General features: G+C 68.2%; 21 protein-coding genes. 7 read left to right on the forward strand and 14 right to left on the reverse strand.

Features of this window, described 5'->3' with window-relative positions; genetic code table 11:
• Positions 1 to 19: 19 nt before the first annotated feature.
• On the reverse strand, positions 20 to 1,033 hold the full coding sequence (nagZ, locus tag DK26_RS07410; RefSeq protein WP_066469875.1) for a beta-N-acetylhexosaminidase: 1,014 nt from the start codon (positions 1,031 to 1,033) through the stop codon (positions 20 to 22).
• A 129-nt stretch (positions 1,034 to 1,162) separates the two neighbouring features.
• Here nagZ and DK26_RS07415 point away from each other — a divergent pair, with 129 nt between their 5' ends.
• Complete coding sequence (locus DK26_RS07415; RefSeq protein ID WP_066469876.1) at positions 1,163 to 1,852, forward strand: hypothetical protein; 690 nt, start codon at positions 1,163 to 1,165, stop codon at positions 1,850 to 1,852.
• Between the two features lie 170 nt (positions 1,853 to 2,022).
• Here DK26_RS07415 and DK26_RS07420 read toward each other — a convergent pair whose 3' ends face one another.
• The 5 genes from DK26_RS07420 to DK26_RS07440 form a co-directional block, all read right to left on the reverse strand.
• A complete protein-coding gene (locus DK26_RS07420; RefSeq protein ID WP_066469882.1) occupies positions 2,023 to 3,117 on the reverse strand; it encodes a TRAP transporter substrate-binding protein in 1,095 nt (364 codons plus the stop codon).
• A gap of 299 nt (positions 3,118 to 3,416) precedes the next feature.
• Positions 3,417 to 4,355: an arginase family protein gene (locus DK26_RS07425; protein WP_066469885.1), complete on the reverse strand. Its 939-nt coding sequence runs from the start codon at positions 4,353 to 4,355 to the stop codon at positions 3,417 to 3,419.
• Positions 4,356 to 4,542: 187 nt separating this feature from the next.
• The gene (locus DK26_RS07430; protein WP_066469890.1) at positions 4,543 to 6,156 is read right to left on the reverse strand and encodes an SPOR domain-containing protein; all 1,614 of its coding nucleotides are present in this window, start codon (positions 6,154 to 6,156) and stop codon (positions 4,543 to 4,545) included.
• 188 nt (positions 6,157 to 6,344) lie between these two features.
• Entirely contained in the window at positions 6,345 to 8,111 is a 1,767-nt protein-coding gene (gene argS / locus DK26_RS07435; RefSeq protein ID WP_066469892.1) for an arginine--tRNA ligase, read from the reverse strand.
• A gap of 58 nt (positions 8,112 to 8,169) precedes the next feature.
• A complete protein-coding gene (locus DK26_RS07440) occupies positions 8,170 to 9,405 on the reverse strand; it encodes a deoxyguanosinetriphosphate triphosphohydrolase (RefSeq protein WP_066469894.1) in 1,236 nt (411 codons plus the stop codon).
• A gap of 115 nt (positions 9,406 to 9,520) precedes the next feature.
• Between DK26_RS07440 and DK26_RS07445 the strand changes: the two genes are divergently transcribed.
• Positions 9,521 to 9,871: an iron-sulfur cluster assembly accessory protein gene (locus tag DK26_RS07445; RefSeq protein ID WP_066469896.1), complete on the forward strand. Its 351-nt coding sequence runs from the start codon at positions 9,521 to 9,523 to the stop codon at positions 9,869 to 9,871.
• Between the two features lie 105 nt (positions 9,872 to 9,976).
• Here the strand turns inward: DK26_RS07445 and DK26_RS07450 are convergent, their stop codons facing one another.
• The 4 genes from DK26_RS07450 to DK26_RS07465 form a co-directional block, all read right to left on the reverse strand.
• A complete protein-coding gene (locus tag DK26_RS07450) occupies positions 9,977 to 11,566 on the reverse strand; it encodes an ABC-F family ATP-binding cassette domain-containing protein (RefSeq protein ID WP_066469898.1) in 1,590 nt (529 codons plus the stop codon).
• Positions 11,567 to 11,726: 160 nt separating this feature from the next.
• Positions 11,727 to 12,773: an HD domain-containing phosphohydrolase gene (locus tag DK26_RS07455; protein WP_066469900.1), complete on the reverse strand. Its 1,047-nt coding sequence runs from the start codon at positions 12,771 to 12,773 to the stop codon at positions 11,727 to 11,729.
• A 106-nt stretch (positions 12,774 to 12,879) separates the two neighbouring features.
• On the reverse strand, positions 12,880 to 13,557 hold the full coding sequence (locus tag DK26_RS07460; protein WP_066469902.1) for an HPP family protein: 678 nt from the start codon (positions 13,555 to 13,557) through the stop codon (positions 12,880 to 12,882).
• 214 nt (positions 13,558 to 13,771) lie between these two features.
• On the reverse strand, positions 13,772 to 14,386 hold the full coding sequence (locus DK26_RS07465; protein WP_066469903.1) for a cold-shock protein: 615 nt from the start codon (positions 14,384 to 14,386) through the stop codon (positions 13,772 to 13,774).
• 374 nt (positions 14,387 to 14,760) lie between these two features.
• Between DK26_RS07465 and DK26_RS07470 the strand changes: the two genes are divergently transcribed.
• Positions 14,761 to 16,152: an oxygenase MpaB family protein gene (locus DK26_RS07470; RefSeq protein ID WP_083533037.1), complete on the forward strand. Its 1,392-nt coding sequence runs from the start codon at positions 14,761 to 14,763 to the stop codon at positions 16,150 to 16,152.
• 257 nt (positions 16,153 to 16,409) lie between these two features.
• Entirely contained in the window at positions 16,410 to 17,042 is a 633-nt protein-coding gene (locus DK26_RS07475) for a LysE family translocator (RefSeq protein WP_066469904.1), read from the forward strand.
• Here the strand turns inward: DK26_RS07475 and DK26_RS07480 are convergent, their stop codons facing one another.
• The gene (locus DK26_RS07480) at positions 17,043 to 17,798 is read right to left on the reverse strand and encodes a Sir2 family NAD-dependent protein deacetylase (RefSeq protein WP_066469906.1); all 756 of its coding nucleotides are present in this window, start codon (positions 17,796 to 17,798) and stop codon (positions 17,043 to 17,045) included. It lies immediately after the preceding gene.
• A gap of 118 nt (positions 17,799 to 17,916) precedes the next feature.
• Between DK26_RS07480 and DK26_RS07485 the strand changes: the two genes are divergently transcribed.
• On the forward strand, positions 17,917 to 19,101 hold the full coding sequence (locus DK26_RS07485) for an aminotransferase (protein ID WP_066469907.1): 1,185 nt from the start codon (positions 17,917 to 17,919) through the stop codon (positions 19,099 to 19,101).
• 168 nt (positions 19,102 to 19,269) lie between these two features.
• Here DK26_RS07485 and DK26_RS07490 read toward each other — a convergent pair whose 3' ends face one another.
• Positions 19,270 to 20,472 (reverse strand): ABC transporter substrate-binding protein, encoded by a 1,203-nt coding sequence (locus DK26_RS07490; protein ID WP_066469909.1) that lies wholly within the window; start codon positions 20,470 to 20,472, stop codon positions 19,270 to 19,272.
• A 58-nt stretch (positions 20,473 to 20,530) separates the two neighbouring features.
• Positions 20,531 to 21,469, reverse strand: coding sequence for an alpha/beta fold hydrolase (locus tag DK26_RS07495; protein WP_066469912.1), 939 nt, complete (start codon positions 21,467 to 21,469; stop codon positions 20,531 to 20,533).
• Between the two features lie 87 nt (positions 21,470 to 21,556).
• Between DK26_RS07495 and DK26_RS07500 the strand changes: the two genes are divergently transcribed.
• Positions 21,557 to 22,066, forward strand: a complete 510-nt coding sequence (locus DK26_RS07500; protein WP_248309888.1) for a MarR family winged helix-turn-helix transcriptional regulator — start codon at positions 21,557 to 21,559, stop codon at positions 22,064 to 22,066.
• A 25-nt stretch (positions 22,067 to 22,091) separates the two neighbouring features.
• Here DK26_RS07500 and DK26_RS07505 read toward each other — a convergent pair whose 3' ends face one another.
• Positions 22,092 to 22,484: a hypothetical protein gene (locus tag DK26_RS07505; RefSeq protein WP_157089555.1), complete on the reverse strand. Its 393-nt coding sequence runs from the start codon at positions 22,482 to 22,484 to the stop codon at positions 22,092 to 22,094.
• Positions 22,485 to 22,651: 167 nt separating this feature from the next.
• Here DK26_RS07505 and DK26_RS07510 point away from each other — a divergent pair, with 167 nt between their 5' ends.
• Entirely contained in the window at positions 22,652 to 23,635 is a 984-nt protein-coding gene (locus tag DK26_RS07510) for a VOC family protein (RefSeq protein ID WP_066470235.1), read from the forward strand.
• The last annotated feature ends 165 nt before the right edge of the window (positions 23,636 to 23,800 follow it).

The raw sequence follows: 23,800 nt of genomic DNA on the forward strand, positions 1-23,800 counted from the left end.
CCCGTGGGACAGGTTCGGCCTAACGCCCGCCCATGGCAAGCGCACTGGCGAGCTGCGCGCGCGCCGCGTCGACGTCGAGCGGCTCCGGCTCATGACGAATGCGCGCCAGCGCCATCGCCGCACGGCGCGCTCGGTGGCCGGTCATCATCGGCACCGCCCCGGCGACCGCGACCATCTCCTCCATGATGCCGTGGCAATGCAGAACGACGTCGACGCCGGCCCGGATCGCCGCCTTCGATTTCTCGGCGAAGCTGCCCGAGAGCGCCTTCATCGAGATGTCATCGGTCATGATCAAACCGTCGAAGCCGAGCTCGCCACGCATCACGTCGCGGACGATCCGGCGCGAGGTCGTCGCCGGTTTGCGCTTGTCGAGCGCGGTGAAGACGACATGCGCCGTCATCGCCAGCGGCATGTCGGCGAGATGGCGGAACGGCGCGAAATCATGGGCGCGCAGCTCCTCGAGGCTCGCCTCGACCACCGGCAGGTCATGATGGCTGTCGGCCTTGGCCCGGCCATGGCCGGGCATGTGCTTGACCACAGGCAGCACGCCGCCGGCGAGCAGGCCCTCGGCCGCAGCGCGCCCAAGCTTCGCCACCATCGCCGGATCGCGCGCATAGGCGCGGTTGCCGATCACGTCATGGCTGCCGACGACCGGCACGTCGAGCACCGGCAGGCAGTCGACATCGATGCCGACGGTCTTGAGGTCATGCGCCATCAGCCGCGCCGAAAGCCGGACGATCTCGCGCTGCTGCACGGGATCGTTGATGGCGAGGAAGGCCAGCGCCGGCGGATAGGGCGGCCAGTGCGGCGGCCCCATGCGTTGAACCCGCCCGCCCTCCTGGTCGATCAGGATCGGCGCCTGCCAGCCGACGCATTCGCGCATCGCGGCCGTCAGCGCCGCGACCTGCGCCGGGTCCTGGGTGTTGCGCTTGAACAGGATGAAGCCCCAGGGCCGGGCGTCGCGGAAGAAGGCGCGCTCGTCTTGGGTGAGGCTCGTGCCGAGGCAGCCGGCGATGAAGGCGCGCGAAGTCATGGCACAGGCGTAGGAATGCCGGCCCTGCCGGTCAAGCGGGTGGCAGCGCCGAATTGTGGGTTGGCGCTTGCGGCCGCCGCTTCCCTGCCTAGACTTTCGTCAGGCCCCGTGACGCGAGACTGCATTGCCATGATCGACGAAGCCCCGCTGCTGACCATCCGCAAGACCTTCGAGCGCCCGCAGGCCGGGCTGGTCGCAGCCTTCAAGGGGGTTCCGACGGCCCAAATCTCCGACGCCATGCATGCCGGCGGCGCGATGGATTTTGCGATCAAGCCGCCGCCCGGCATGCCGGAATTCTTCATCGGCACCGCCCTCACCTGCGATTGCGGTCCCGGCGACAACCTCGCGGTCTGCGCCGCCGTCGCTTTGGCCGAGGCGGGCGACGTGATCGTGGCGGCGACGCACGGCTTCACCCAGGCCGGGATCATCGGCGATCTCCTGGCGGGGATGATGCAAAATCGCGAGGTCGCCGCCTTCGTCACCGACGGCGTGGTGCGAGACATCGCCGATCTGCGCCGCATCGGCCTGCCGGTCTTTTCCAAGGGCGCGACGCCCGCCTCGGTGCACCGCTCGGGACCCGGCACGGTCGGGCTGCCGATCGTCTGCGGTGGCATCGCCGTCGAATCGGGCGACATCCTGATCGGCGACCCCGACGGCGTCGTCGTCGTCCCGCATCGCCGCGCCGCCGAGATCGTCGAGCGGCTGAAGGTGGTGCGGACCAATGAGGCAGGGTTGCTCTCGGAGGTCACCGCCGGGCTCGACGCCCCCGGCTTCGCCATCGAATTGCTGGCGAGCAACCGGGTCCGCTATCTCGACTGAGCCCGCACCAGCCAACGCCCGCTTGAATCAGATTGTATGGACCCGGCTGCAAACCATTGATGGAGCGACCGGATCGCCGCCACCCGCAGCGCGGGTGGCATTCGTTGCGAACCGCTTCATCATCCCGGCCGGGCCGCGCCCAGCCGGGATGACTGTGTCGGGTCTGCCGCTCAGCGCAGCTGCGCCGCGGCCTGGGCGTTGAACGCGTCGAAGGGCAGCTCGGCGACGCGGAACCAGAGCTGTTCCTTCTTCCAGTAAGGCAGGAAGGAATCCCAGAACGTCTTGAAGTTCGGGTTGCTGGCGGCGAGCTCGGCGTAGAGCGCGAAAGCCTCCTTGAAGGCGGCCTGCATCACGTCCTGCGGGAAGGGCCGCAGCTCGGCGCCGGTGCCGACGAGGCGGATAAGCGCGTCCGGGTTGCCATGGTCGTACTTCGCCATGCACAGCGCGTTGGCCTCGGCGCAGGCGGCCTCGACGATCGCGCGGTAATGCGCCGGCAGCGCATTCCACTTGTCCATGTTGGCTATGAAGCTGACATTGGCGCAGCCTTCCCAGAAGCCCGGGTAGTAGTAGTACTTCGCCACCTTCTGGAAGCCGAGCTTCTCGTCGTCATAGGGGCCGGAGAACTCGGCCGCGTCGAGCGTGCCGCGCTCCAGCGCCGGATAGATGTCGCCGCCGCCGAGCGTCTGTGGCACCACGCCGAGCTTCGACATGATCCGCCCGCCGAGACCGGCGATGCGGAACTTCAGGCCCTGCAGGTCGGCGACCGACTTGATCTCCTTGCGGAACCAGCCGCCCATCTGCGCGCCGGTGTTGCCGGAGGGGATGGTGTGGATGTTGAACTTCTTCATGAAGTCGCGGCAGAGCTCGAGCCCGCCGCCGGCATAGAGCCAGGCGTTCTGCTGGCGGGTGTTCAGGCCGAAGGGCAGCGAGGTCTCGAAGGCGAAGGCGGTGTCCTTGCCGATGTAGAAGCTCGCCAGGGTGTGGCTGCATTCGACCGTGCCGTTCTGCACCGCGTCGAGCGCCTGCAGCGCCGGCACGATCTCGCCGGCGGCGAAGGTCTGGATCTGGAAGTTGCCGTCGGTCGCTTCCGCGACGCGCTTGGCGACCTGGGTCGAGATGCCGAACAGCGTGTCGAGGCTCTTCGGATAGCTCGAGGTCAGGCGCCAGCTAACCTTCGGCATCGACTGGGCCACCGCCGGAGCGGCGATGGCGGCACTGGCGGCGGCACCGGCGCCGGCCGACTTGATGAATTTACGGCGATCCATGGCTTTCCTCTTTCTCGCGAGCCTTCGGCGCCTCTCGGGCGGCACTGCTCGTCAGGTAGCGCGACGCTACTGCTACCGCCCTAGCCGCAAAACGGCACGGCCGGAAGAGCGACATGCGCCTCAGGCAGGGCGGCAAGCCGCATCGGCCGCGCCGCAGATCGCATGCACCGGCCGGGCAGCGCCAGCGGAAGCTGCGGGCGCACTCAATCGCCCGGGCGTAGGCCAATCGAAGCGCGCGCCGCGGCGCTGTTTCTGCGTTACCGCAAGAATGCCGCGCAAGGCGCTGAAGCGATTCGCGTTCAGCGCCTTGCGCCTCTGGCGAGCAGCCCCGCCGCCAGCATGGCGAGACGGCAGACCGTCCGCGTACCGAGCCCGCCGATATCCTGCTGTGGCACGAACTCGACGATGTTGAAGCCGATGATCGGCGCGCGCTCCGCGACGCCGTTCAGCAGGTCGACGACATCGCCGAATCCGAGCCCGCCCGGCGCGCGGCCGAGCACGCCCGGCACCACCGAGGGATCGAAGCCGTCGACATCGAAGCAGACCACGACCGGGCGGCCGGCCGGCACGCATTGCACGGCGTGAGCGATGCCCTTGGCCCTTAGCGTGCGCATGTCGATCAGTTGCGCTCCGGCGGCCCGCGCATCGGCCACCTCGGCCTCGCGGGCGCTGCCGATGCCATGGGCGCCGACCTGGACGATCGCCTTGACGCCGGGGAGCTCCGAGGCGCGCCGCATCGTGCTCGACAGCCCGAAGCGCTCGCCCTCGACCTCGTCGCGCCAGTCGATATGCGCGTCGACCTGCAGGATGCTGATCTCGCCGCGAGCCGCGAAGGCGCTCAGCGCCGGAATCTGGACACTGTCGTCGCCGCCGAGCAGGAGCGGCGCCGCCCCTCGCTCCAGCAGGCTCGTATAGACCGCTTCGATCCGCGCCCGGTTGCCGGCGAAATCGGCCGGATCGAAAGCGATATCGCCGCAATCGACCAGCCTGTCCTGCGCTCGCAGCAGCGGCCCACCGAGGTCGAAATCATAATGCCCGCGCCGCGCGGCCTGGGGTGCGCTCGCACTGCGAATCGCAGCCGGCGCCGCCTCGCTATGGCACGAGCCCGATCGGTAGGGCGTCGCGCCGGGAATACCGATGACCGCCACCGAGCCAGGCGTCACAGCCTCGTAGTGCACGGTTTCGGCGCCGAGGAAAGGCACGAACCCGGCAGGCCGGGGGGTCGGATCGGAAAGCATGGCAGGCGGACCGCAGGCTCGAGAGCAACGCGCCCAGCCTGCCCCGCCGTCGACGCCGCGCGCAAGCGTGCGACACCGCCCTCACCCCGGCGCCGCTCCCAGGGCGTAAAACGAAAGCGCCGGCCGCGATGCTCGCGGCCGGCGCTGATCGAGTGACGGCGACGCCGTCAGATCCGGTGTCGGCGGATCAGTTCTTGGCGATGAAGCACTGGCCGCCCGCTGCCTGCAGGGCCGTGCACATCGTCGCCGCATCCTCGCGCGAATACGGGCCGACGCGCAGGCGGTAGACGGTCTTGCCGCCGGCGAGCTCGGTCTTGCGGACGATCGGGCTCTGGCCGCCGAGCTGGCCGGGATATTTGCGCTGCAGCGCCGCGAAGGTCGCGCGCGCCTCGGCTTCGCTGCCGGGCGCCGCCAGCTGGACGGCGAAGCCGCCATTGGCGTCGGTGCGCGGAGCGGTCGCAGCCGCGGTCGGGGCCGGGCTGGCCGGCGGGGTCGGGTCGAGCGCGGCCGTGCGGGTCCGCGGAGCCGGAGGCGGCGTTACCGCAGCCTGCGGCGTGGTCGCGGCAGCAGCGCGCTCCTGCACCTTGGCGGCATCGGCCGCCGGCGTCGCAGCCGGGCGATTGACCGGGGCGGAGCCGGTGACCATCGGCTGCTGGGCCGCCGCAGCGGCGCCATTGCCTGCCGGCGGAACCGGCGTGCCATCGGGGCGAATCGCGACGGTACGGACCTTGCGGGGCTCGCCGAGGCCGGGCACGGGCGGAACCGGAATCAGCCCGGGCTCGCCGGCAGCCATCGCGGCAGCGGCCTGGTCGGACGAGACCGGGCGCGACGGCATCGAGCGCGCCGCCTGCTGAACGTCGACCGGCTGCTCCTCGCGGGAGACCACCTTCGTCTCGGCGCCGACAGCGTCGGCCGAGCGCTCGTAGATCTGCTTGTTCTGGTTCGGGATCTCGGCACCGCCCGGATTCACCGGCGCGACCTTGGTCGGCGCGTTATCGGCGGCGATCACCGGCGGCTGGCCATCTGGGCCCGCTGCCGGGCGCGAACTACGGAAGGTCATGGCGAGGCCGACGCCTGCCACGGTGACGGCAATCAGCGCGGCTGCAGCCCAGAGCCCCTTGCGCGAGCGCGGCTTCTCGTAGTCGCGCCCCTCATCTTCCGCCTGCGGCTGCTCGGCATATTGCGGCTGCTCGGAATAATCCTGCGGCAGCGCGTGGTCGTAGCCGACCGGGTAGCCCTGCTGCGCGGCCTCGTCGAGATCGCGCGGCTCTTCCGGAACATAGGCATGGGGGCCGGTCTCGACCTGCGGCGCGTAACCCTGCGGCGCATAGGCCCGCGGAACCGCGGCCGGCTCGGCATACTCCGGATAGGCCGGCTCATGATGGGGCGGCTGCTCGTACTGGCGCGCCGGCACGGGAGCAGCAGGCGCGACGGGCGCCCTTGCCGGCTCGGTGCGGCGCAGCAGCGCCTCGAACTCGTCGAGCGCCCCCATGATCTCGGCCGGCGGCTGCGAAGCCTCGACGGGCGCCGGTTTCGCCGGCGCCGGGCGGAAGGAAGGCTCGGCACGAGGCGCCTGCCACTGCGCCGGCGCTTCCACCGCAGGTCGTGCAGGAGCGGCTGCGGCAGGCGCACTGCGGCCGCTGAACAATTCCTTGAGCGGATCGTCCTGGCCGACGAGCCTGGTCAACTCCATCAACGGGTCGTTCGCAGCACCCGGCTTCTGCGGCTGCGCCGCGCCGCGCAGCTGGCGCTCGAGGTCATCCAGATCGAGGGCGAAACGGTTTCTAGCTGGCTCGCTCATGACGTGATCCATTCCGGCGCGCTGCCAACGCCATCAAAGAACGGCGGCCGCGCGCGGTCAATCTGACGAAAGCCCGGCCAGCCTGCCTTCCGGCACGCCCAACCAATCCCGCTCCCGCATCGATCCCGGCAAGCGCTGGCCGGATCTTCTGATCCGCAAGGCGCCCGAGGCGACGGGGGTCAGACCCGTCAGCGCATCTCTTCCGGCGCCGTCACACCGACGACCGCCAGACCGGAAGCAAGGACGCTGCGCACCGCATGCACGAACGCCAATCTTGCTGCGGTCGACTTTCGATCAGTTTGATTAACGAACCGTAATTGCGGCGAGTCTTTGCCCTTGTTCCAGAGCGAGTGGAAGGCACTCGCCAATTCGTGGACGAAGAAGGCGACACGATGGGGCTCATGTGACGAAGCCGCGGCGTCGATCATCCTCGGATAGGCGGCAATCATCTTGACGATGCCGATCTCCGCTTCGTCGGTCAGCAAGCCGAGATCGGCCAGCGCCAGCGCCTGCGGCGACAGGTCGAGATCCGGGAAGGCTTCCTTCGCCTGGCGGAAGATCGAGGCGCAGCGCGCATGCGCGTACTGGACGTAGAAGACCGGATTATCCTTCGACTGCTCGACCACCTTGGCGAGATCGAAGTCGAGCGTCGCGTCGTTCTTGCGGAAGATCATCATGAAGCGCACCGCATCGCGGCCGACCTCGTCGATGACCTCGCGCAGCGTGACGAAGTCGCCGGAGCGCTTCGACATGCGGACTTGCTCGCCATTGCGCAACAGGCGCACGAGCTGGCAGAGCTTGACGTCGAGCGCGCCCTCGCCGTTCGTCACGGCCTTCACCGCCGCCTGCATGCGCTTCACGTAACCGCCGTGATCGGCGCCCCAGACGTCGATCATCTCGGCGAAGCCGCGCGTGAACTTCGAGCGGTGATAGGCGATGTCGTTGGCGAAATAGGTGTAGCTGCCATCCGACTTCAGCAGCGGCCGGTCGACATCGTCGCCGAACTTGGTGGCGCGGAACAGGGTCTGCTCGCGGTCCTCCCAGTCCTCGTCCTTCTGGCCCTTGGGCGGCGGCAGGCGGCCCTCATAGATCAGGTCGCGGGCGCGCAGATCCTCGATCGTCTGGTGCACGGCGTCGGAGTTCCCGTCCCTGCCCTGCAGCGAGCGCTCCGAGAAGAAGACTTCGTGGACGACGCCGAGCGCAGCGAGATCGTCGCGGATCATCGCCATCATGCCGTCGATCGCCGCCTGGCGCACGGTCGGCAGCCAGTCCCATTCGGCCTTGCCGAGCAGGGCCTGCCCATGCTCGCGGGCCAGCGCCTGGCCGACCGAGACGAGATAGTCGCCGGGATAGAGCCCCTCGGGGATCGCGCCGATCTCCTCGCCCAGCGCCTCGCGATAGCGCAGGAAGGCCGAGCGGGCGAGAACATCGACCTGCGCGCCGGCATCGTTGATGTAGTACTCGCGGGTGACGTCATGACCGGCGAAGGCGAGCAATGCCGACAGCGCATCGCCGAACACGGCACCGCGGCCATGGCCGACATGCATCGGCCCGGTCGGATTGGCCGAGACGTATTCGACGTTGATCTTCGGCACGGGCTTGGGCTGACCGCGGCCATGCTCGGTGCCGGCGAGCACCGCGGATTTCAGAACCGCCGTGAAGACGGCCGGCTGCAAGGTGAGGTTGATGAAGCCCGGTCCGGCGATCTCGGCCTTGAGGACATCGGCGTCCCTGGAAAGTTCGGCGACGATCAGCTCGGCGAGCGCGCGCGGCGCCATGCCGGCTTCCTTGGCGAGCACCATGGCGGCGTTGATCGCGAGATCGCCATGGGCCGGATCCTTCGTCGGCTCGACCACGACTCGCGCCAGCGAGAGGCCGGCGGGGATGCGGCCGGCCTCGGCCATGCCGGAGAGGGTGGCGGCAAGGCGCGCGGAGAAAGTCTCGAAAATATTCATGGCAACCAGCGATTTTCGACGGAGATTGATGGATTTCGAAGGATTAACCGGCCCGGCCCTATCGCAGCGACGGGGTGGCGTCAAACAGGCGGCGATGCTCGCCCAGCGCGTAGGAGTCGGTCATGCCGGCGATGTAGTCGGCGATTCGGCGCGCCCGGCGCCCTTCGTCCAACGCTGCGCAATCGGCCGACCACTCGCCCGGCATCGCCTCCGGCGAGGCGTTGAAGCGGTTAAACAGGTCGCGCACCACATCAGCCGCCTGCTGGCGGATCACCTTGATGCGCGGGTGCCGGTACATGTTCGGATAGAGGAAGCCCTTGATCGCCTTGTCTGCCGCGGCGACCTTGTCCGAGAACGCGACGACCGGCGCCCCGGCGCGGCGGATCGCATCGACATCGGCCGGAGCGAGCGCCGCGATCAGCGCCTCGGAATTGACGATCACATCCTCGACGAAGCGGGTGATGACGCGCCGCACCAGCTCATTGGTCGCGCGCGGCTTCTCAAGCCCCGGATGCAGCGTTTCGATCTCGTCGAGCAATTCGGCGAGGAAGGGCACGGCGCGCAGCTCGGACAGCTCGAACATCCCGGCGCGCAGGCCGTCATCGATGTCATGGGCGTTGTAGGCGATGTCGTCAGCGAGCGCCGCGGCCTGCGCCTCGGCCGAGGCGTGCGTGTCGAGCCAGAGGTCCTGCTTGGCCTGGTACTCGACGATCGCCGCCGGAATCCCGTTGACCGCATAGCGCGGCACCGGTTGGCCATCGGCGCCGAGCAGCGGGCCGTTATGCTTGACCAGCCCTTCCAGCGTCTCCCAGGTCAGGTTCAGCCCGTCGAAGCCGGCATAGCGCCGTTCGAGGCGCGTCACGATCCGCAGGGTCTGTGCGTTGTGGTCGAATCCGCCGAAATCCCTCATGCACTCGTCGAGCGCATCCTCGCCGGTATGGCCGAAGGGCGTGTGGCCGAGGTCGTGCGCCAGCGCCAGCGCCTCCGCCAGGTCCTCGTCGAGGCCGAGCGCCCGGGCGAGAGCGCGCGCGATCTGCGCGACCTCGATCGAATGGGTCAGCCGGGTCCGGAAATGGTCGCCTTCATGCGAGACGAAGACCTGGGTCTTGTGTTTCAGCCGGCGAAAAGCGGTCGAATGGATGATGCGGTCGCGGTCGCGCTGGAACGGGTTGCGCGTGGCCGAGCCCGGCTCCTCGACCAGCCGGCCGCGGCTCGTCGCCGTGCGACAGGCATAGGCGGCGCGCCAGCGATCGCCGGGTTCGCGTGGAAGGGAATGGTCTGGTGCTGACGCCATGTTCGCCTGCTGCCTGTTCGCGCGCTGCCTGGCCGCCCACCGGCGGACGCGGCTTGAACGGGCGCAGGCTGGCCATTACCTTTGCAGTCGAGGCAGGAGCAAGGATGTTCTGCGCATGACCACCGTGATCGAGGCCAATCCGCACGCGATCTCGCTGACCGACAAGGCAGCGGGCCGCATCGTCGCGGTCATGGCCAAGGAACCGCCCGGCTCGATGCTGCGTGTCAGCGTCGTCGGCGGCGGCTGCTCGGGCTTTCAATACGTGTTCGACATCGACCAGGAGAAGGCGCCCGGCGATCTCGTGATCGAGCGCCGCGGCGCGACGGTCCTGATCGACGAAACCTCGCTCGACCTGCTCGAAGGCTGCACGATCGATTTCGTCGACGATCTCGTCGGCCAGTCCTTCAAGATCACCAATCCGAACGCGACCGCGTCATGCGGCTGCGGGACCTCGTTCGCGCTCTGAGGGGATCGAGCGCCGGGCAGGCGCCACGCCGGTAGCCGGAGTTCGAAGGCGCACGCTTCGCCGCGATTTGCTGGAAGCGCCGAGACCGTTTCGCCATGGCGCCCGTTAGTCGGCGGCGGCCAGTTCCAGCCAGCGCGATATCGCGATCTCCTCCAGGAAGCGCCGGTCGTGGCTGACGACGAGCAGCGCCCCATCATAGGCGCGCAAGCCGCCTTCGATGATCTCGACCGATTCGATGTCGAGATGGTTGGTCGGCTCGTCGAGGATCAGGAGGGCCGGCGGATTGGCCCCGCCCAGCACGCAGGCGAGGCCCGCTCGCATGAGTTCGCCACCGCTCAGCGTAGCCACCACCTGCAAAGCGGCATCGGCCCTGAACCTGAAGCGGGCCAGTGCGGCGCGACAGGCATTCTCATCGGCACTGGGATTGAGCTGCCGGAAATTGTCCCTGATCGAGCCTGACGGGTCGAGAATGCCGACGCTCTGGTCGAGCAGGGCCCAGTCGACATCGAGGCGGATTTCTCCCGTCGACGAAGGCAGTTCGCCGGTCAGCAGCCTGAGCAGCGTCGACTTGCCCGAACCGTTGGGGCCGGTCACCGCGACGCGTTCCGGCCCGATGATCGAGAACGACAGATCCCGGACGATCGGGCGGTGGGGTGCGTAACCGCCACTCAGGCCATCGACCCGCAACACCATTTTCCCGGACGCAAGCCCCGACGTGGGAACCGCGACCGAAAGCGGCTGAAGGACCTCGATGTGACTGCGCGCGGCCTCGATCGCTGCCACGGCCTGGGCCTGCTTCCGTTCGGCCAGGAGCGCGGCGTTCCCGCCGCTGTTCTCGCTCCGGTTTTGCCGCGCTCCCATCAGTATACGCGGCATGTCGCCTTTGGCACGCTTGCGCTGGCCGGCGCCGTCCTTGCGCGCCTTGCGCTCGCTCGCGAGCTGCCTGTCCCGGGCCGCCTCCGCCAGGCGCTGCTCGGCGCTCGACAGATCATGCCGGGCGGCAGCCAGATCGAGCGCCTTCCGCTCCCGGTAATGGGACCAGTTGCCGCCGTATCGCGTCGCGCCGAGGGAATTCAGCTCGACGATGGCGTCCATGGTTTCGAGCAGCTCCCTGTCGTGACTGATCACGATCGCCCCGGCGCGCCATGTCGCGAGCATGCCGATCACCGCGTCGCGACCATCACGGTCGAGATTGTTGGTCGGCTCGTCGAGGACAAGGAAGTCGGGCTCGGCGAAGAGCAGCGCGGCAAGACCGGCCCGGGTCCGCTGGCCGCCGGACAGCGAGGCGAGCGCCGTGTTCGGGGCCACGGCAAGTCCGAACCTGGCGAGGGCCGCGGCGAGGCGCGTCTCCAGGGTCCAATCCGCTTCGGCGAGCTCGGCGCTTGTGGCGATCCCGCGCTCGGCACGGCCCAACAGGGCCAAGGCCGGGGCCGCGCCGAACAGCTCCGCCACCGTTTCTGCGGAGGCCTGCGGGACGGCCTGGGCCAGCACCGCGAGCTTGCTGCTGGTGACGACGCTACCTGAAGCTGGCGGCAATTCGCCCGCGATCAGCCTGAGCAATGTGGTCTTGCCGACGCCATTGCGCCCGACGAGACCCGTACGCTCAAGGCCGAATGAAAGATCGAGATCGGAGAAAAGTCGGCGCCCTTCAGGCGTGGACCAGCTCAGTCTGGACAGGGTGATCGAAGCAGGCATGGATATGGAATTCCCCGGCGGCAAGGCGAAGCGGCGTTGCGGTCAGGTCGAAATCCATGTCTGCGTTCATCCTCTCTGGTGTCGTGCTCCTCGGCTACACCGAGCATGCGGCGCATTCAAGTCGCTTGGCCGGGCCGGCCCGGCCGCGACCTCATTCCCGTCAATTCGGCAGAGCGACCTGCCTGAAGACGCGCACCAGATCGGCGTCGAGCTTGCCGACCATCGTCAGCAGCACCCGGTAGGCCTCCTCCGGCGCCATCGGCGCGCGGTAAGAGCGCCTTTCGATCAGCGCGCCATAGACGTCGCAGATGGTGATCATCCGCACGAGGTCGGAGATCTCCCCTGCGCGCAGCCCCTGCGGATAACCGGAACCGTCGAGATATTCGTGGTGGCTGCGGGCGACCTCGACGATGTCGGGAGCGAAATCACCCTGCCGGCGCAGCATTTCGTAGCCGATCTGCGGATGCTCCCGCACGATCAAAAGCTCCTCCGCGGTCAGTGGGCCAGGCTTGTGCAGTACGTCGATCGGAATGCGCGCCTTGCCGATATCGTGCAGCAGCGCTGCGCCCGTCACCAGCCGGCGGGCATGCTCGGGGAAGCCCAATCGCTGGGCGAAGGTGGCAGCGAGGCCCGCGACCAGCAGGCAGTGCTGGTAGGTCGCATCGTCATGGTCCCAGACCAGCTCGAGCCAGGCGCCAAGGTCACGATTGTCGGCGGCGCGGTTGATCGCCTCGACCCCCTCCTCGATCGCGGCAGCCGGCAACAGCTCGCCGCGGGCGGCGCTGGCCAGCATGTCGGCCACGGCCACCGAGGCCGAGAGGAAATGCTGCTGGACCGGCTCGGGCCCGCCGCCGCCATTCAGCATGCGGCCGACTTCGCCGAGCAGGACCTTGACCGGAACATCGGCTGGCAGGACGGCACTGGCGCCGATCGCATTCGCCTGGACCTTCGTCCGGGCTGAACCGTCCCGAACAAGACAGAGATGCGGCACACTCCGCTTTTGGCCGGCGAGCGCCCGGCGCATCGCCTCGACCGAGGCGCGGCTCGACAGATCGACGTCGCTGATCAGCAGCTGCCGCGTTTCGGGCAGCTTGGTCATCGGCCGGTTCAGGTCGATGACCGCGCACCGGCCCCACAGCGACAGCAGCCGGTCGAGCTTGTGACTTTGTTCTGGGCGGTCGGTGATCAGCAGCACGGCGATAGGCATGTCCTCATAACGAGGTCACCCTAGCCAGGAATCCATGAGACCTGATGAAACGGAATCGTTCAAATTCGCCGGTTCTTACGCAAAGCGCGAAGCGCACGGGTGCAGCTCAGGAGCCCAGGGCCTGCCGTCGCATCGCGCTCGCCTCGGCATATTGCAGCAGAAGGTCTAGGTCCTCGCGGGCGATATCGAAGGAATCCCCCATCTGCGCCAGAGCCTCGTCGATATCGGACGGACTGAACGCCGCCGCCGGAACGGCCCGGGGCATCACAGGATCGGCCGCTGGCGGACGATGCGGATAGCTGCGCCGCGTCAGGCCGTGGAAGGCGGCCCCGAGCGCAACCAGAGACAGGGAGCAAAGCCCGATCGGAACGAAGGGGAAGAGCAGTCCCCACTTCATCACGGCGGGACCGCCGAGTACGGCCGTCAGCGCGACGGCGCCGCCCGGCGGATGCAGCGAGCGCGTCAGCGACATGACCGCGATAGCAAGCGCGACCGCCAGCGCCGCCGCGATCGTCAGCTCCGGCACCGCCCAGGCGACCACCAGCCCGACGAAGGCCGAGATCACATTGCCGCCGATCACCGGCCAGGGCTGCGCCAGCGGGCTCGCCGGCACCACGAACACCAGCACCGCCGAGGCTCCGATCGGAGCGACGACGAGCGGGGCATGGATCGGAAACATGAAGCCGGCCGCGGCGGTGAGCGCGATCGCCGTGAAGACACCGGCGCAGGCTGCCGTGCGCTCGGCCAGCGTCGCACCGGCCAGGATCGGATGGAACAGCTTCACGGCCGGCTCTCCGGAGCTGCCCCGCCGGCCTTCGGGCCGAACCGGACAGGCTCCAACACTTAGTTTCGGCCGCCTCTATAATGGGCATTACGCATAAAACAACGGCAAAATCGTCAATTCACATCGTTGGACGTCATTTGCTGAAATCCTCCTCCGTGCGCGTTCGGCGCAATAAAAAAGGCGCCCGCAGGCGCCCTTCCGGAGAGTGTTGTTCTCAGTGCGAGCTCGGCGGCCCGCCCTGCTCCAGCCGGATCTCGGCCGCCATCAGCCCCTTCGGTCCCGGCCCGTAGCGGACCAACACGGTCTGGCCCGGAATCAGCTCGACGATGCCGTAGCGCCTCAGCGTCTCCATGTGGACGAAGATGTCGGGCGCGCCCTCGCCGGCCGAGACGAAGCCGAAGCCGCGCAGCCGGTTGAACCACTTCACCACCATGCGCTCAAGCCCGCTCGTCGGCGTCACCGTGGCGTTGGTGCGCGCCATCGGCATCTCGGCCGGATGGCGCCCCGAGGAGGTGTCGATTGAGAGCACGCGGATGGCTTGCCGCCCCCGCGCCTTAGCGACAACTTCGAGGACGATGCGAGCCCCCTCGGCGATGGCGTTGAAGCCGTCGCGCTTCAGGATCGTGACGTGGACGAGGATGTCGCTGCCGCCATCTTCCGGCACGACGAAGCCGTAGCCCTTGCTGACATCGAACCATTTGACGTAGCCGACCAACTCGGTGCCTGCGTCGGCGATGCCAGCCTCGGGCCCGTCGAGCCGCACGACCCGGTTGAGCGATTGGATCGGTCCGAGTGGGGGCCTCCCACCATCGCCGTACTCGTCGGACATGTGCCGCTCATCTCCGATGCGAAATCTGATTCGTCTTGCGACGATAGCACCGCAGCGGAGTCGCGAAACAGCGCGAACGCTTCCATCCACATGATCGAGGTCGAAAATATACTGGGATCGCGCCCCGCAGGACGGTTTGCGCTCCGATGGACGACCGCTCGCCCGGCCACGCCTTCACCGGGCGAGGTGGCGTGACAGGCAAGGGCCGGGCTCACGACCAGCAGCCGGCGTGCGCGCGATCCGACCGCCTGCGGGCCGGCCGCGGCAACTTGGAGCGCCGTTGGGTAAGCGAAGCTTAAGCGCAGCCTTCCTACGGTGCGCCCGCGTGGCTCTTGGGGGGCCGCTTCGAGACGGCGCCAAGCGGGATGAGCGGAATGGATAAGCAGCAGATTTGGGATCAGGTGCGGTGGCAGGCCATTGCGACACCCTCGATCTATGGAGCCGTGGATTTCGACGCCGTGCCGGAGCGAGTTGCCGGCACCGCCAATGACCCGAACGAACTGCGCACGGCAACCGCGGAGGAGCGCGCTCAGCTCCTCGCCGATGACCGCCTGATGACGCTGATCCGCGCCTACACTTTCATGGGCGACCGCGTCGCCGATCCCTATGCCGCCCTGATGCCGGAATATGGCTTCAAGCGACTGATCGAGATGCTCGAACAGGCCTGCAGGCACGGAATCGATTCCGTCGCCGACGCACCACCCGAGCTGCGCAGCTTCATCGCAGCGATGGAAACCGTGCCCGACTGGCTCGACATGGCGATGGTCGAGGAAGGCGCGCGCATCGAGCGTGCGCCCATGGCGATCATGAGCCCGATCGCCATCCGCGCCGCCTTCATCGCGACCTTCATGAACCGCTACGCCGCACTGCCTATGGCACTGACCGGGACGCTTTCGAATGCGAGCGCAGCACGGCGCGTAAAGGAGACGGCGACGTTCTTCGCGACCTCGGTGCTGCCCGGAGCGCTCGCCCGCGACGGCGAGGGCTTCCGCGCGGCGGCGATGGTCCGCCTGATGCACTCGATGGTGCGTTTCAACGCCATGCGCAAAGGCCGCTGGGACGTTTCTGTCTACGGCATCCCGATCCCGCAGGTCGATCAGATGCCGGCCGGTCTCATCGGGGTCACCATGATGTCGGCCGGCATTCTGCGCGAGGGCCGCAGCGAGTTCACGGCCCAGGAACGCGCCCGCGTCGAGCTCAGCCGCTACCGCTGCTACCTGCTCGGCCTGCCCGAGGCGCTGCTCGGGACGACGCCGAAGGAGATCGTAACACTGATGGCCGCGAGCCTGGCGACATTGCGCTCAGGCTTCGATGACGAGACCTGCGGCAACCTGCTGCGGGCGACGCTGGGCGCCTACCTCCCGGCCGACAACTCCCTGACATCGCGCCTCTTCGACCGTGTCGAAAAGGGATTCTCGAAGGTGTTCTTCGTCAAGAACTATGCGGGCGGGGACAAGGCGAAGGCGGCCGGCATGGGCGTGGTTCCCGATGCCCTGGACAAGCTCTGCTATGGCATCGCCGGCGCGGTCGCCGGCAGCCGCCTCCTGACCTACCAGTTCGCGATGAACATACCCGTACTCGCAGCTGCGGTGGATCGGCGCCTGGTCGCGATCATCCGCAAGCAGCTCTCCGACTGGGGACACGCCCATTTCACGACCGATGCCTCGGCTTACCGGCCGACCACGCCCTCGGCAGCGCGGCCGATGCCGGGTGAGCCGACTGGCGAGCAGCGAGAAGCGGCGGCGGCGACACGCGGCCGGACGTGACGCGAGCAGCCCCTCAAGCTGCTCCCGCGTCTTGCGCGGACCTGTCGGTTCGTCGGTCCGGGCGCTGGCACCGGCCCTGACGACGGGCAGCGGGGCGATCGGTTCACGCGAATCCGGCCCTAGAGCCTTCCAGCGTTTCCCCGAATCGCGGGAAGGCTCTAGCTCCTTGTTTTATCGCATTTTCTTCACGCGAACCGGCGTCCACTTCGCTCGAAAATGCTCTAGGATCGCGTGATCCGCGATGGAGACGTTAGGACATGCCTGATCTCGCGACGCTCGCCTTGTTCACGCTCGCCTGCGCCGTGCTGACGGCGACGCCCGGGCCCGACATGCTGCTGATCGCCTCGCGCAGCCTGGGCCAGGGCCGGGCCGCCGGTTTCATGACCTATGCCGGCATCGCCGCCGGCAGCTATCTCCAGGCCCTCGCAGCAGCCTATGGCCTGTCGAAGCTCTTCCTGCTCGTTCCAACCGCCTATGACGCGCTGCGCTGGGCCGGCGCCGCCTATCTTGCCTATCTCGCCTGGAAGACCCTGCGCTCGCCCGCGGCCCTGTTCGCTCCCAAGGCGGAAGCGGCACGCTTCCCGCTGCGCCAGATCTTCCTGCAGGGGCTCTTCACCAACCTGCTCAATCCGAAGATGGCGCTGTTCATGCTGGCGCTGCTGCCGCAGTTCCTACAGCCCGAAGCCGGCTCGCTCCTGCTTCAGGTCGTGATCCTGGCCTCGATCCTCAACCTGATGGGCCTTATCGCCAACGGCATCGTCATCCTGGGCGCCAGCCGGCTCGGCCGCGCCATCGCGAGCCGTCCCCGGCTCGCGCTCTGGCCACAGCGCGTCCTCGGCGTCGTCTTCGGCGCGCTGGCCCTGCGCCTCGCCTTCGCCGCGCGCGACTGATCAGTTTGCCAGCCTTGCCAGGGCCGCGCCGATCTCAGCCCTCACCACGAGATCGGCGATCGGGTCGAGATCGGTCGGCTCGCGGTTGAGAATCACGAGCCTGGCGCCGTTGCGCTTGGCGACGACCGGAAAGCTCGCCGCCGGGAACACGACCAGCGACGAGCCCGCGACGAGATAGAGATCGGCCGAGAGCGTCATCTCATGGGCGCGCAGCATCTGCCGCTGCGGCATCTGCTGACCGAAGGAAATGGTCGCGGCCTTCACCACGCCACCGCACATCAGGCAGTCCGGTGGCTCGCCCGAAGCCTCGAACGCCCGCCGGATCGCCGCGAGTTCATGGCGCCAGCCGCAGCTCAGACAGGTCGCATAGGTGCCGTTGCCGTGGAGCTCGATCACCGCCTCCTCGGCGATGCCCGAGGCCTGGTGCAGCCCGTCGATGTTCTGGGTGATCACGCCGGGCGAGCGCCGTTCCGCGACCAGCGTCGCCAGCGCGCGATGGCCGCGATTGGGCCTGGCATCGGGAAAATGGTCGTCCATGGCGAACTTCCGCCGCCAGGCCTCGACGCGTGCTTCCCGACTATGGACGAAGACGTCGAACGGGATCGGCTTGTTGACCATCCAGGGCGAGCCCGGCGAGCGGAAATCGGGCACGCCCGATTCGGTCGAGATGCCGGCGCCGGTGAAGGGGACGATCACCCGGGCGCGGTCGAACATCGCATGCAGTTCCTCGATCGCGTCCTGTGTCTCTTCATCCATGCCGTCGGGCTCCGGATCGTCATTGCTTCCCGGCGAATATGGCGGCGGGCGCCCCGCGCTCCAAGACTACAGGCGCCCAGGCGTTGACGGCGCGGCGCGGGCGCCGCAAAGCTCAGCCATGCCTTCGCCGTCCCCCGCCCCGCTGAACCCCGATCTCATCGACACCGCCACCCCGCCGATCCCCGAGGCGCAGGGCTGGGCGAGAGCCTATGACGGCCGTCGCGGCCCGCTGATCGACCTGTCCCAGGCCGTGCCGGGCTCGCCGCCGCCCGCGGCGCTGCTGGAGCGCCTCGCCGAGGCGGCCGGCCGCCCCGACCAGACCCGCTATGGCGCCATCACCGGCGACCTTGCCCTGCGCGAAGCCTATGCCGCCGAGACCAGCGCCTTCTATGGCGCGCCGATCGCGCCGCAGGAGATCGCGATCACCGCCGGCTGCAACCAGGCCTATGTCGTGACGATGATGGCTGTGGCCCACGCCGGCGACAATGTGCTGCTGCCGACGCCCTGGTACTTCAACCATGAGATGACGCTGAACATGCTCGGCGTCGAGCCGCGCCCGCTGCCCTGCGATCCCGAACAGGCCTTCGTGCCCGATGTCGCGACGGCCGAGAGCCTGATCGACGAGCGCACCCGCGCCATCGTGCTGGTAACCCCGAACAATCCGACCGGCGCGGTCTATCCGCCTGCCACCATCGCCGCCTTCGCCGCGCTCTGCCGGCGCCGCAAGATCTGGCTGGTGCTCGACGAGACCTATCGCGATTTCCTGCCGGACGGGGCTGGCCGCTCGCATGAACTCTTCGCCGCAAGCGACTGGCGTGATTCGCTGATCGGCCTCTACAGCTTCTCCAAGGCCTATGCCGTGCCGGGCTGGCGGCTGGGCGCGATCACCGCCGGCGAAGCGGTCCTGGCGCAGATCGGCAAGGTGCTCGACTGCATCCAGATCAGCCCGGTCCGGGCCGGCCAGGGCGCCATCGCCTGGGGCATCGACGGCATCCGCGCCTGGCGCGAGGCCAACCGCGCCGAGATCAATGCCCGAGCCGGTCTGTTCCGCCAGACGCTCGCGCCGCTCAACGGCTGGAACGTCCTCGCCGCCGGCGCCTATTTTGCCTATCTGGCCCACCCCTTCGAAGGCGTGCCGGCGGCCGAGGTAGTGCGCCGCCTGGTTCAGGAGCGCGGCGTGCTCGCCCTCCCCGGCCCCTATTTCGGCCCCGGCCAGGAGCGGCATCTGCGCATCGCCATCGCCAATGTCGGCGCCGACCGGCTCGGCGAGCTCGGCGACCGGCTGCGGGGCTTCTCGCTCTGAGCGCACAGCGCCCTTGAGCACTCCAAGGCCCTCATCCTGAGGAGCCATTCCGAAGGGAATGGCGTCTCGAAGGATATTTCAGGAGGCTCGGGAGACAGCTGGACCGTCCTTCGAGACGCAGCCTCTGGCTGTTCCTCGGGATGAGGACTGAGGGTCGAAAGGCGAGGCTCAGCCCTTCACCGCCGGGCAGCGGCTTTCGGAGAGCGGCCAGACGGTCTCGGACGGCTCGATCTTGCGCACGATCTCGAAATAGTCCCACGGCCCCTTCGAATCCGCCGGCTTTTTGACCCGGGCGAGATACATCTCGCGCAGCACGCGGCCATCGGCGCGGATCGTCGCGTCTTTGGTGAAGGCGTCGTTGATCGGCATCGCCCGCATCGCGGCGGCGACCTTGTCGGGATCGTCGGTGCCGGCCTGTTTCACCGCCTTGAGATAGTGCAGCACCGAGCCATAGACGCCGGCATGCAGCATGGAGGGCATCATCCCGGCCTTTTCCAGGAACTGCTTCGACCAGGCCCGCGAGGGCTCGTCGAGATCCCAGTAGGAAGCGGTCGTCAGATAGGTGCCCTGCGTCGCCTTGAGGCCGAGGCTGTGGACGTCCTGCAGGAAGAAGATCAGCGCCGCGAGGTTCTGCCCCTGCTCGGCCAGCCCGAACTCGCCGGCCTGCTTGATCGCGTTGACGGTGTCGTTGCCGGCATTGGCGATGCCGACGACCTTGGCGCCGGAGGACTGCGCCCGCAGCAGGAAGGAGGAGAAATCGGCATTGTTCAGCGGGTGGCGCACCGAACCGACGACCTTGCCGCCATTGGCCTCGACCACGTCGCTGGCATCCTTCTGCAACTGGTGGCCGAAGGCATAGTCCGAGGCCAGCATGAACCAGCTCGTCCCGCCGGCCTTGACCACGGCCGAGGCGGTGCCGCGCGCCACGCCATAGGTGTCGTAGGTCCAGTGGAAACCGTAGGGCGAGCACTGCTCATTGGTCAGCGCCGTCGTGCCGGCGCCGGAATACATCACGATCCGCTTCTTTTCGCGGGCGAGCGACTGCAGCGCCAGCGCCACCGCCGAATTGGGCACGTCGACCACCGCGTCGACCTTGTCGACGTCGAACCATTGCCGGGCGATCGAAGTGCCGACATCGGCCTTGTGCTGATGGTCGGCGGCGACGATCTGGATCGGCTTGCCGAGCACGGTCGCGCCGAACTCCTTCAGCGCCAGCTCGGCCGCGATCACCGAGCCCTTGCCGCCGATATCGGCGGTGACGCCGCCCATGTCGGTCAGCACGCCGATCTTCACGACATCGTCGCTGACCTGCGCCAGCGTCGGCAGATTGGCGAGCGCCAGCATGGCGCCGCCCAACAGAAGCGACCGCATCACATTCCTCCCGAGCTCGTTGTCTCGCCGGCTGCGACAAGCGCCGGCGTTCTTCACGTCAAAGACCCTTGGCCTCCAGCCAGGCGACGATCAGGGCCGCGATCTCGTCGCTGTTGTCCTCGCACATCGGCATATGGCCGTTGCCGGCGATCCCCCGCTCCGGCAGCCAGACGAATTCGGCGCCGAGATAGCGGGCCGTAGCCTCGTCGACCGCGCGCGGATGGCGCGGGTCGCTGTCGCCGGTGACGATCAGGATCGGATGCCCCGCCAGCGCCGCAGGATCCCCGATCCGCAAGCCTTTGCCGCCAATATTGAAGCGCTCGTTCATCAGGCGTGCGCTCTCGGGCACGATCGAGCGCCGATAGACCTCGAAGGCCTGTTTCGGGAAGCGCTCGGAGTTGGCCCAGTAGGCCCGCATGAATTCGGGCGGGATGAAGAGCGGCCTGTCCTCCTCGACCCGGACCGGGCAACCCAGGCTCTCATCATCCTTCAGCTTCGCCACCGCCTCGGCATCGTCGGGCAGCACAGGCAGGAGATTGGCCGGGCCGCCCGGCGCGACTCCGACGATTCCTGCGACCGCCTCCGGAGCCTGCTCGGCGATCCACCAGGCCATCGGCCCGCTCGCCGAATGCACCAGCAGCACCGCCGGCCCGACCTGCTCCAGCAGGCGCATCAACGAGGTCGCGATCTCCACTGTCGAAAGCGTCGCGAAATCCGGCCGCATCGGCGAGCGGCCATGGCCCGGCCAGTCCGGAACGAAGACCTCGCGGCCGGTGGCGGCGAAGGCATGTGCCCAGCCGGGCCGGCCATCGGGCGTCGTCAGATAGCAGGCGCCGGTATGGCCGCCGCCATGGACGAGCACGATGGGCAGGCGCCCGGCCCCGGCCGCACCGAGCCGGTCGACATAGATCGGATGGGCCTCGGTGCCCGAATAGAAGCATTGCCGTTGAAGCGCGCGCGAATGCGCCTGCCGCCCTGTGGCACCAGCCTGGTCCATCGCCTCCTCCCGGCGCGGCAAGGCCGTGCCATCTGTTGCCGAGGATGCTAGGACCGGCTCATGGCGCGCGCAACAAAAAAGTCTAATGTGAGACTAATTCAACAGGACGAGTCCGCCGGGCTGGACGCCGCGCAGCGGCGCGCCATCCTGGACGGGACGGCGATCCCGACCGCCTACAAGATCGGCTACGTCCTGAATTTCTATCGGGAGCCCTCTTTCCGCATGATCGAGACGGAGCTCGGGCTGACCCGGCCGGAGATCGTCATCCTGATCTTCCTGACCGTCCGCGACGGCGCGAGCGCGAGCGAGTTCTGCGAATTCTCCGGCCATCTCAAGGCGAGCGTCAGCCGCGCCGTGATCCTGCTCGACAAGAAGAAGCTGATCCGCCGGGAGCCCGACCCGGCCGACAATCGCCGCCAGCTGCTCTACCTCACGGCCGAGGGCCGGGCGCTCTACGAGCGCTACATCCCGATGCTGCAGGCGCGGGAGGCGGCAATGCTCGCCTGCCTCGACCCTGGCGAACGGGCGCAGCTCGGCAAGCTGCTCGACAAGCTCGCGACCCATGTCCCCGAATGGGGCTCCGCCTCCGATCTCTGACCGGAGGCGGCGGTCTCGGACGTCGTCAACGCAGCAGCGCCGCATAGCGGCCGCGATAGGCGAAGACGAGCAACGCGCCGCAGATGGCGACGATCGCCGCAACCGGAATCCCCTGCGGGTTGAGCTCGGCATGGAACAGCACGATCACCGTCATCACCGGCGCGATCAGCGCCAGCCCGAGCGCCGGCGCGATGTTGAGCAGCAGCAGGAGCCCGCCGACCAGGTTCACGCTCTTCAGCAGCGGCAGGAAGAATCTTGCCTGCTCCAGCGAGCGTTCCCAGGCGAGGCCGATTTCCGTCACCGGCGGATGGATCAGGTGATTACCGGTCGCCAGATACCAGAAGCCGTCGGCGGCACTGACCAGGAAGAGCAGGCCGAGGGCGGTCCGGGGCAGTGTGACCATTAGAAAATTGCGCATTGTCGGGGGTCTTGTCCGTTATGATGCGCCGGACGAATGCCGGCGCGGCTGCATTGCGACCGCCTGAGCGGATTTTGCCCCTCTCTCGCGCTTGTGACATGCATCCGGATGCAAAGAATGCTCTGCACTGCCGCAGCGGCAATGCGCCGCGAGCGGAATGGATGGCGATGACGATCGAACTGACCCGGCGGAAATTGTTGCGACTGGCCGGAACGGCCTCACTCGCCGTGGCCGCCGCCGCGGCCCGGGCGGAGGGAACGCCGACAGCCGGGGCGGGCACGATTGCGGCCACCGCCCCGGGCTTTGCCGGCAGCACGCCAATCCGCTGCGGCGCCATCGGCCTGCGCGTGCGCGATCTCGACCGGATGAGCCGCTACTACCAGTCCGTGCTCGGCTTCGCCGTCATCTCGGCCAGTGCGGATGGCGTCACGCTCGGGGCGGGCGGCGTCCCCCTCGTCTTCATGGAGGCGCGGCCACAGGCGCAGATTGAACCGCGCAACGCCGCCGGCCTGTTCCACACCGCTTTCCTGATGCCCTCGCGTCGCGATCTCGCGCGCTGGCTCGTGCATGTCGCCCGCAACCAGACGCCCCTCACCGGCTTCGCCGACCACAGCGTCAGCGAAGCCGTCTATCTCGACGATCCCGAGGGCAACGGCATCGAGGTCTATGCCGATCGCGACCCGCGCCTCTGGCGCTGGGAGGGCGAGCGCGTCGTGATGGGCACGCACCGGCTCGACGTCGACGGCATCCTTAGCCTCACCGACACCAGCCGCAACGACTACAGCTCGGCTCCCGCCGGGCTGCGCATCGGCCACATGCATTTGCGCGTCGGCGACATCCAGCAGTCCGAGAGCTTCTACCGCGACGCCATCGGCCTCGATTCGACCTCGCGACGCGACACGGCCAGCTTCCTGTCTTCAGGGCGCTATCATCACCATGTCGCGCTCAACACCTGGAACAGCGCCGGCGCCGGCAGCCGCGACCTCGCGGCAACCGGTCTCGACTGGTTCTCGCTGGAGGTCGCCGATCCCCGCCTGCTCACGGCGCAGCGCGAACGCATGGCGCGCGCCGGGTTCGCTCCGACTGAGGTCGCACGCGGCTTCGAGAGCACCGATCCCTGGGGAACCCGGCTCAGGCTGGTCGGGGTCTGACGCGCCCGGAACCGTCATGCTCGCCCTCGTGGCGAGCATCCACGTCTCGAACACCGCATGTGAGCAAGGAAGACGTGGATGGTCGGGACGAGCCCGACCATGACGGGGAAGGCTCAGGCGCAGCTAACGGCTGCCCTCACATCATCGCGCGGGAACAACGAAGCC

The organism is Allobosea sp. WAO (assembly GCF_001509835.1).
Taxonomy (GTDB): domain Bacteria; phylum Pseudomonadota; class Alphaproteobacteria; order Rhizobiales; family Beijerinckiaceae; genus Allobosea.

Bases quoted from the DNA above. Each gene is read 5' to 3' on its own strand.
- nagZ (WP_066469875.1), bottom strand. From the start codon at position 1,033: ATGACTTCGCGCGCCTTCATCGCCGGCTGCCTCGGCACGAGCCTCACC.
- DK26_RS07415 (WP_066469876.1), top strand. From the start codon at position 1,163: ATGATCGACGAAGCCCCGCTGCTGACCATCCGCAAGACCTTCGAGCGC.
- DK26_RS07420 (WP_066469882.1), bottom strand. From the start codon at position 3,117: ATGGATCGCCGTAAATTCATCAAGTCGGCCGGCGCCGGTGCCGCCGCC.
- DK26_RS07425 (WP_066469885.1), bottom strand. From the start codon at position 4,355: ATGCTTTCCGATCCGACCCCCCGGCCTGCCGGGTTCGTGCCTTTCCTC.
- DK26_RS07430 (WP_066469890.1), bottom strand. From the start codon at position 6,156: ATGAGCGAGCCAGCTAGAAACCGTTTCGCCCTCGATCTGGATGACCTC.
- argS (WP_066469892.1), bottom strand. From the start codon at position 8,111: ATGAATATTTTCGAGACTTTCTCCGCGCGCCTTGCCGCCACCCTCTCC.
- DK26_RS07440 (WP_066469894.1), bottom strand. From the start codon at position 9,405: ATGGCGTCAGCACCAGACCATTCCCTTCCACGCGAACCCGGCGATCGC.
- DK26_RS07445 (WP_066469896.1), top strand. From the start codon at position 9,521: ATGACCACCGTGATCGAGGCCAATCCGCACGCGATCTCGCTGACCGAC.
- DK26_RS07450 (WP_066469898.1), bottom strand. From the start codon at position 11,566: ATGCCTGCTTCGATCACCCTGTCCAGACTGAGCTGGTCCACGCCTGAA.
- DK26_RS07455 (WP_066469900.1), bottom strand. From the start codon at position 12,773: ATGCCTATCGCCGTGCTGCTGATCACCGACCGCCCAGAACAAAGTCAC.
- DK26_RS07465 (WP_066469903.1), bottom strand. From the start codon at position 14,386: ATGTCCGACGAGTACGGCGATGGTGGGAGGCCCCCACTCGGACCGATC.
- DK26_RS07470 (WP_083533037.1), top strand. From the start codon at position 14,761: ATGGATAAGCAGCAGATTTGGGATCAGGTGCGGTGGCAGGCCATTGCG.
- DK26_RS07475 (WP_066469904.1), top strand. From the start codon at position 16,410: ATGCCTGATCTCGCGACGCTCGCCTTGTTCACGCTCGCCTGCGCCGTG.
- DK26_RS07480 (WP_066469906.1), bottom strand. From the start codon at position 17,798: ATGGATGAAGAGACACAGGACGCGATCGAGGAACTGCATGCGATGTTC.
- DK26_RS07485 (WP_066469907.1), top strand. From the start codon at position 17,917: ATGCCTTCGCCGTCCCCCGCCCCGCTGAACCCCGATCTCATCGACACC.
- DK26_RS07490 (WP_066469909.1), bottom strand. From the start codon at position 20,472: ATGCGGTCGCTTCTGTTGGGCGGCGCCATGCTGGCGCTCGCCAATCTG.
- DK26_RS07495 (WP_066469912.1), bottom strand. From the start codon at position 21,469: ATGGACCAGGCTGGTGCCACAGGGCGGCAGGCGCATTCGCGCGCGCTT.
- DK26_RS07505 (WP_157089555.1), bottom strand. From the start codon at position 22,484: ATGCGCAATTTTCTAATGGTCACACTGCCCCGGACCGCCCTCGGCCTG.
- DK26_RS07510 (WP_066470235.1), top strand. From the start codon at position 22,652: ATGACGATCGAACTGACCCGGCGGAAATTGTTGCGACTGGCCGGAACG.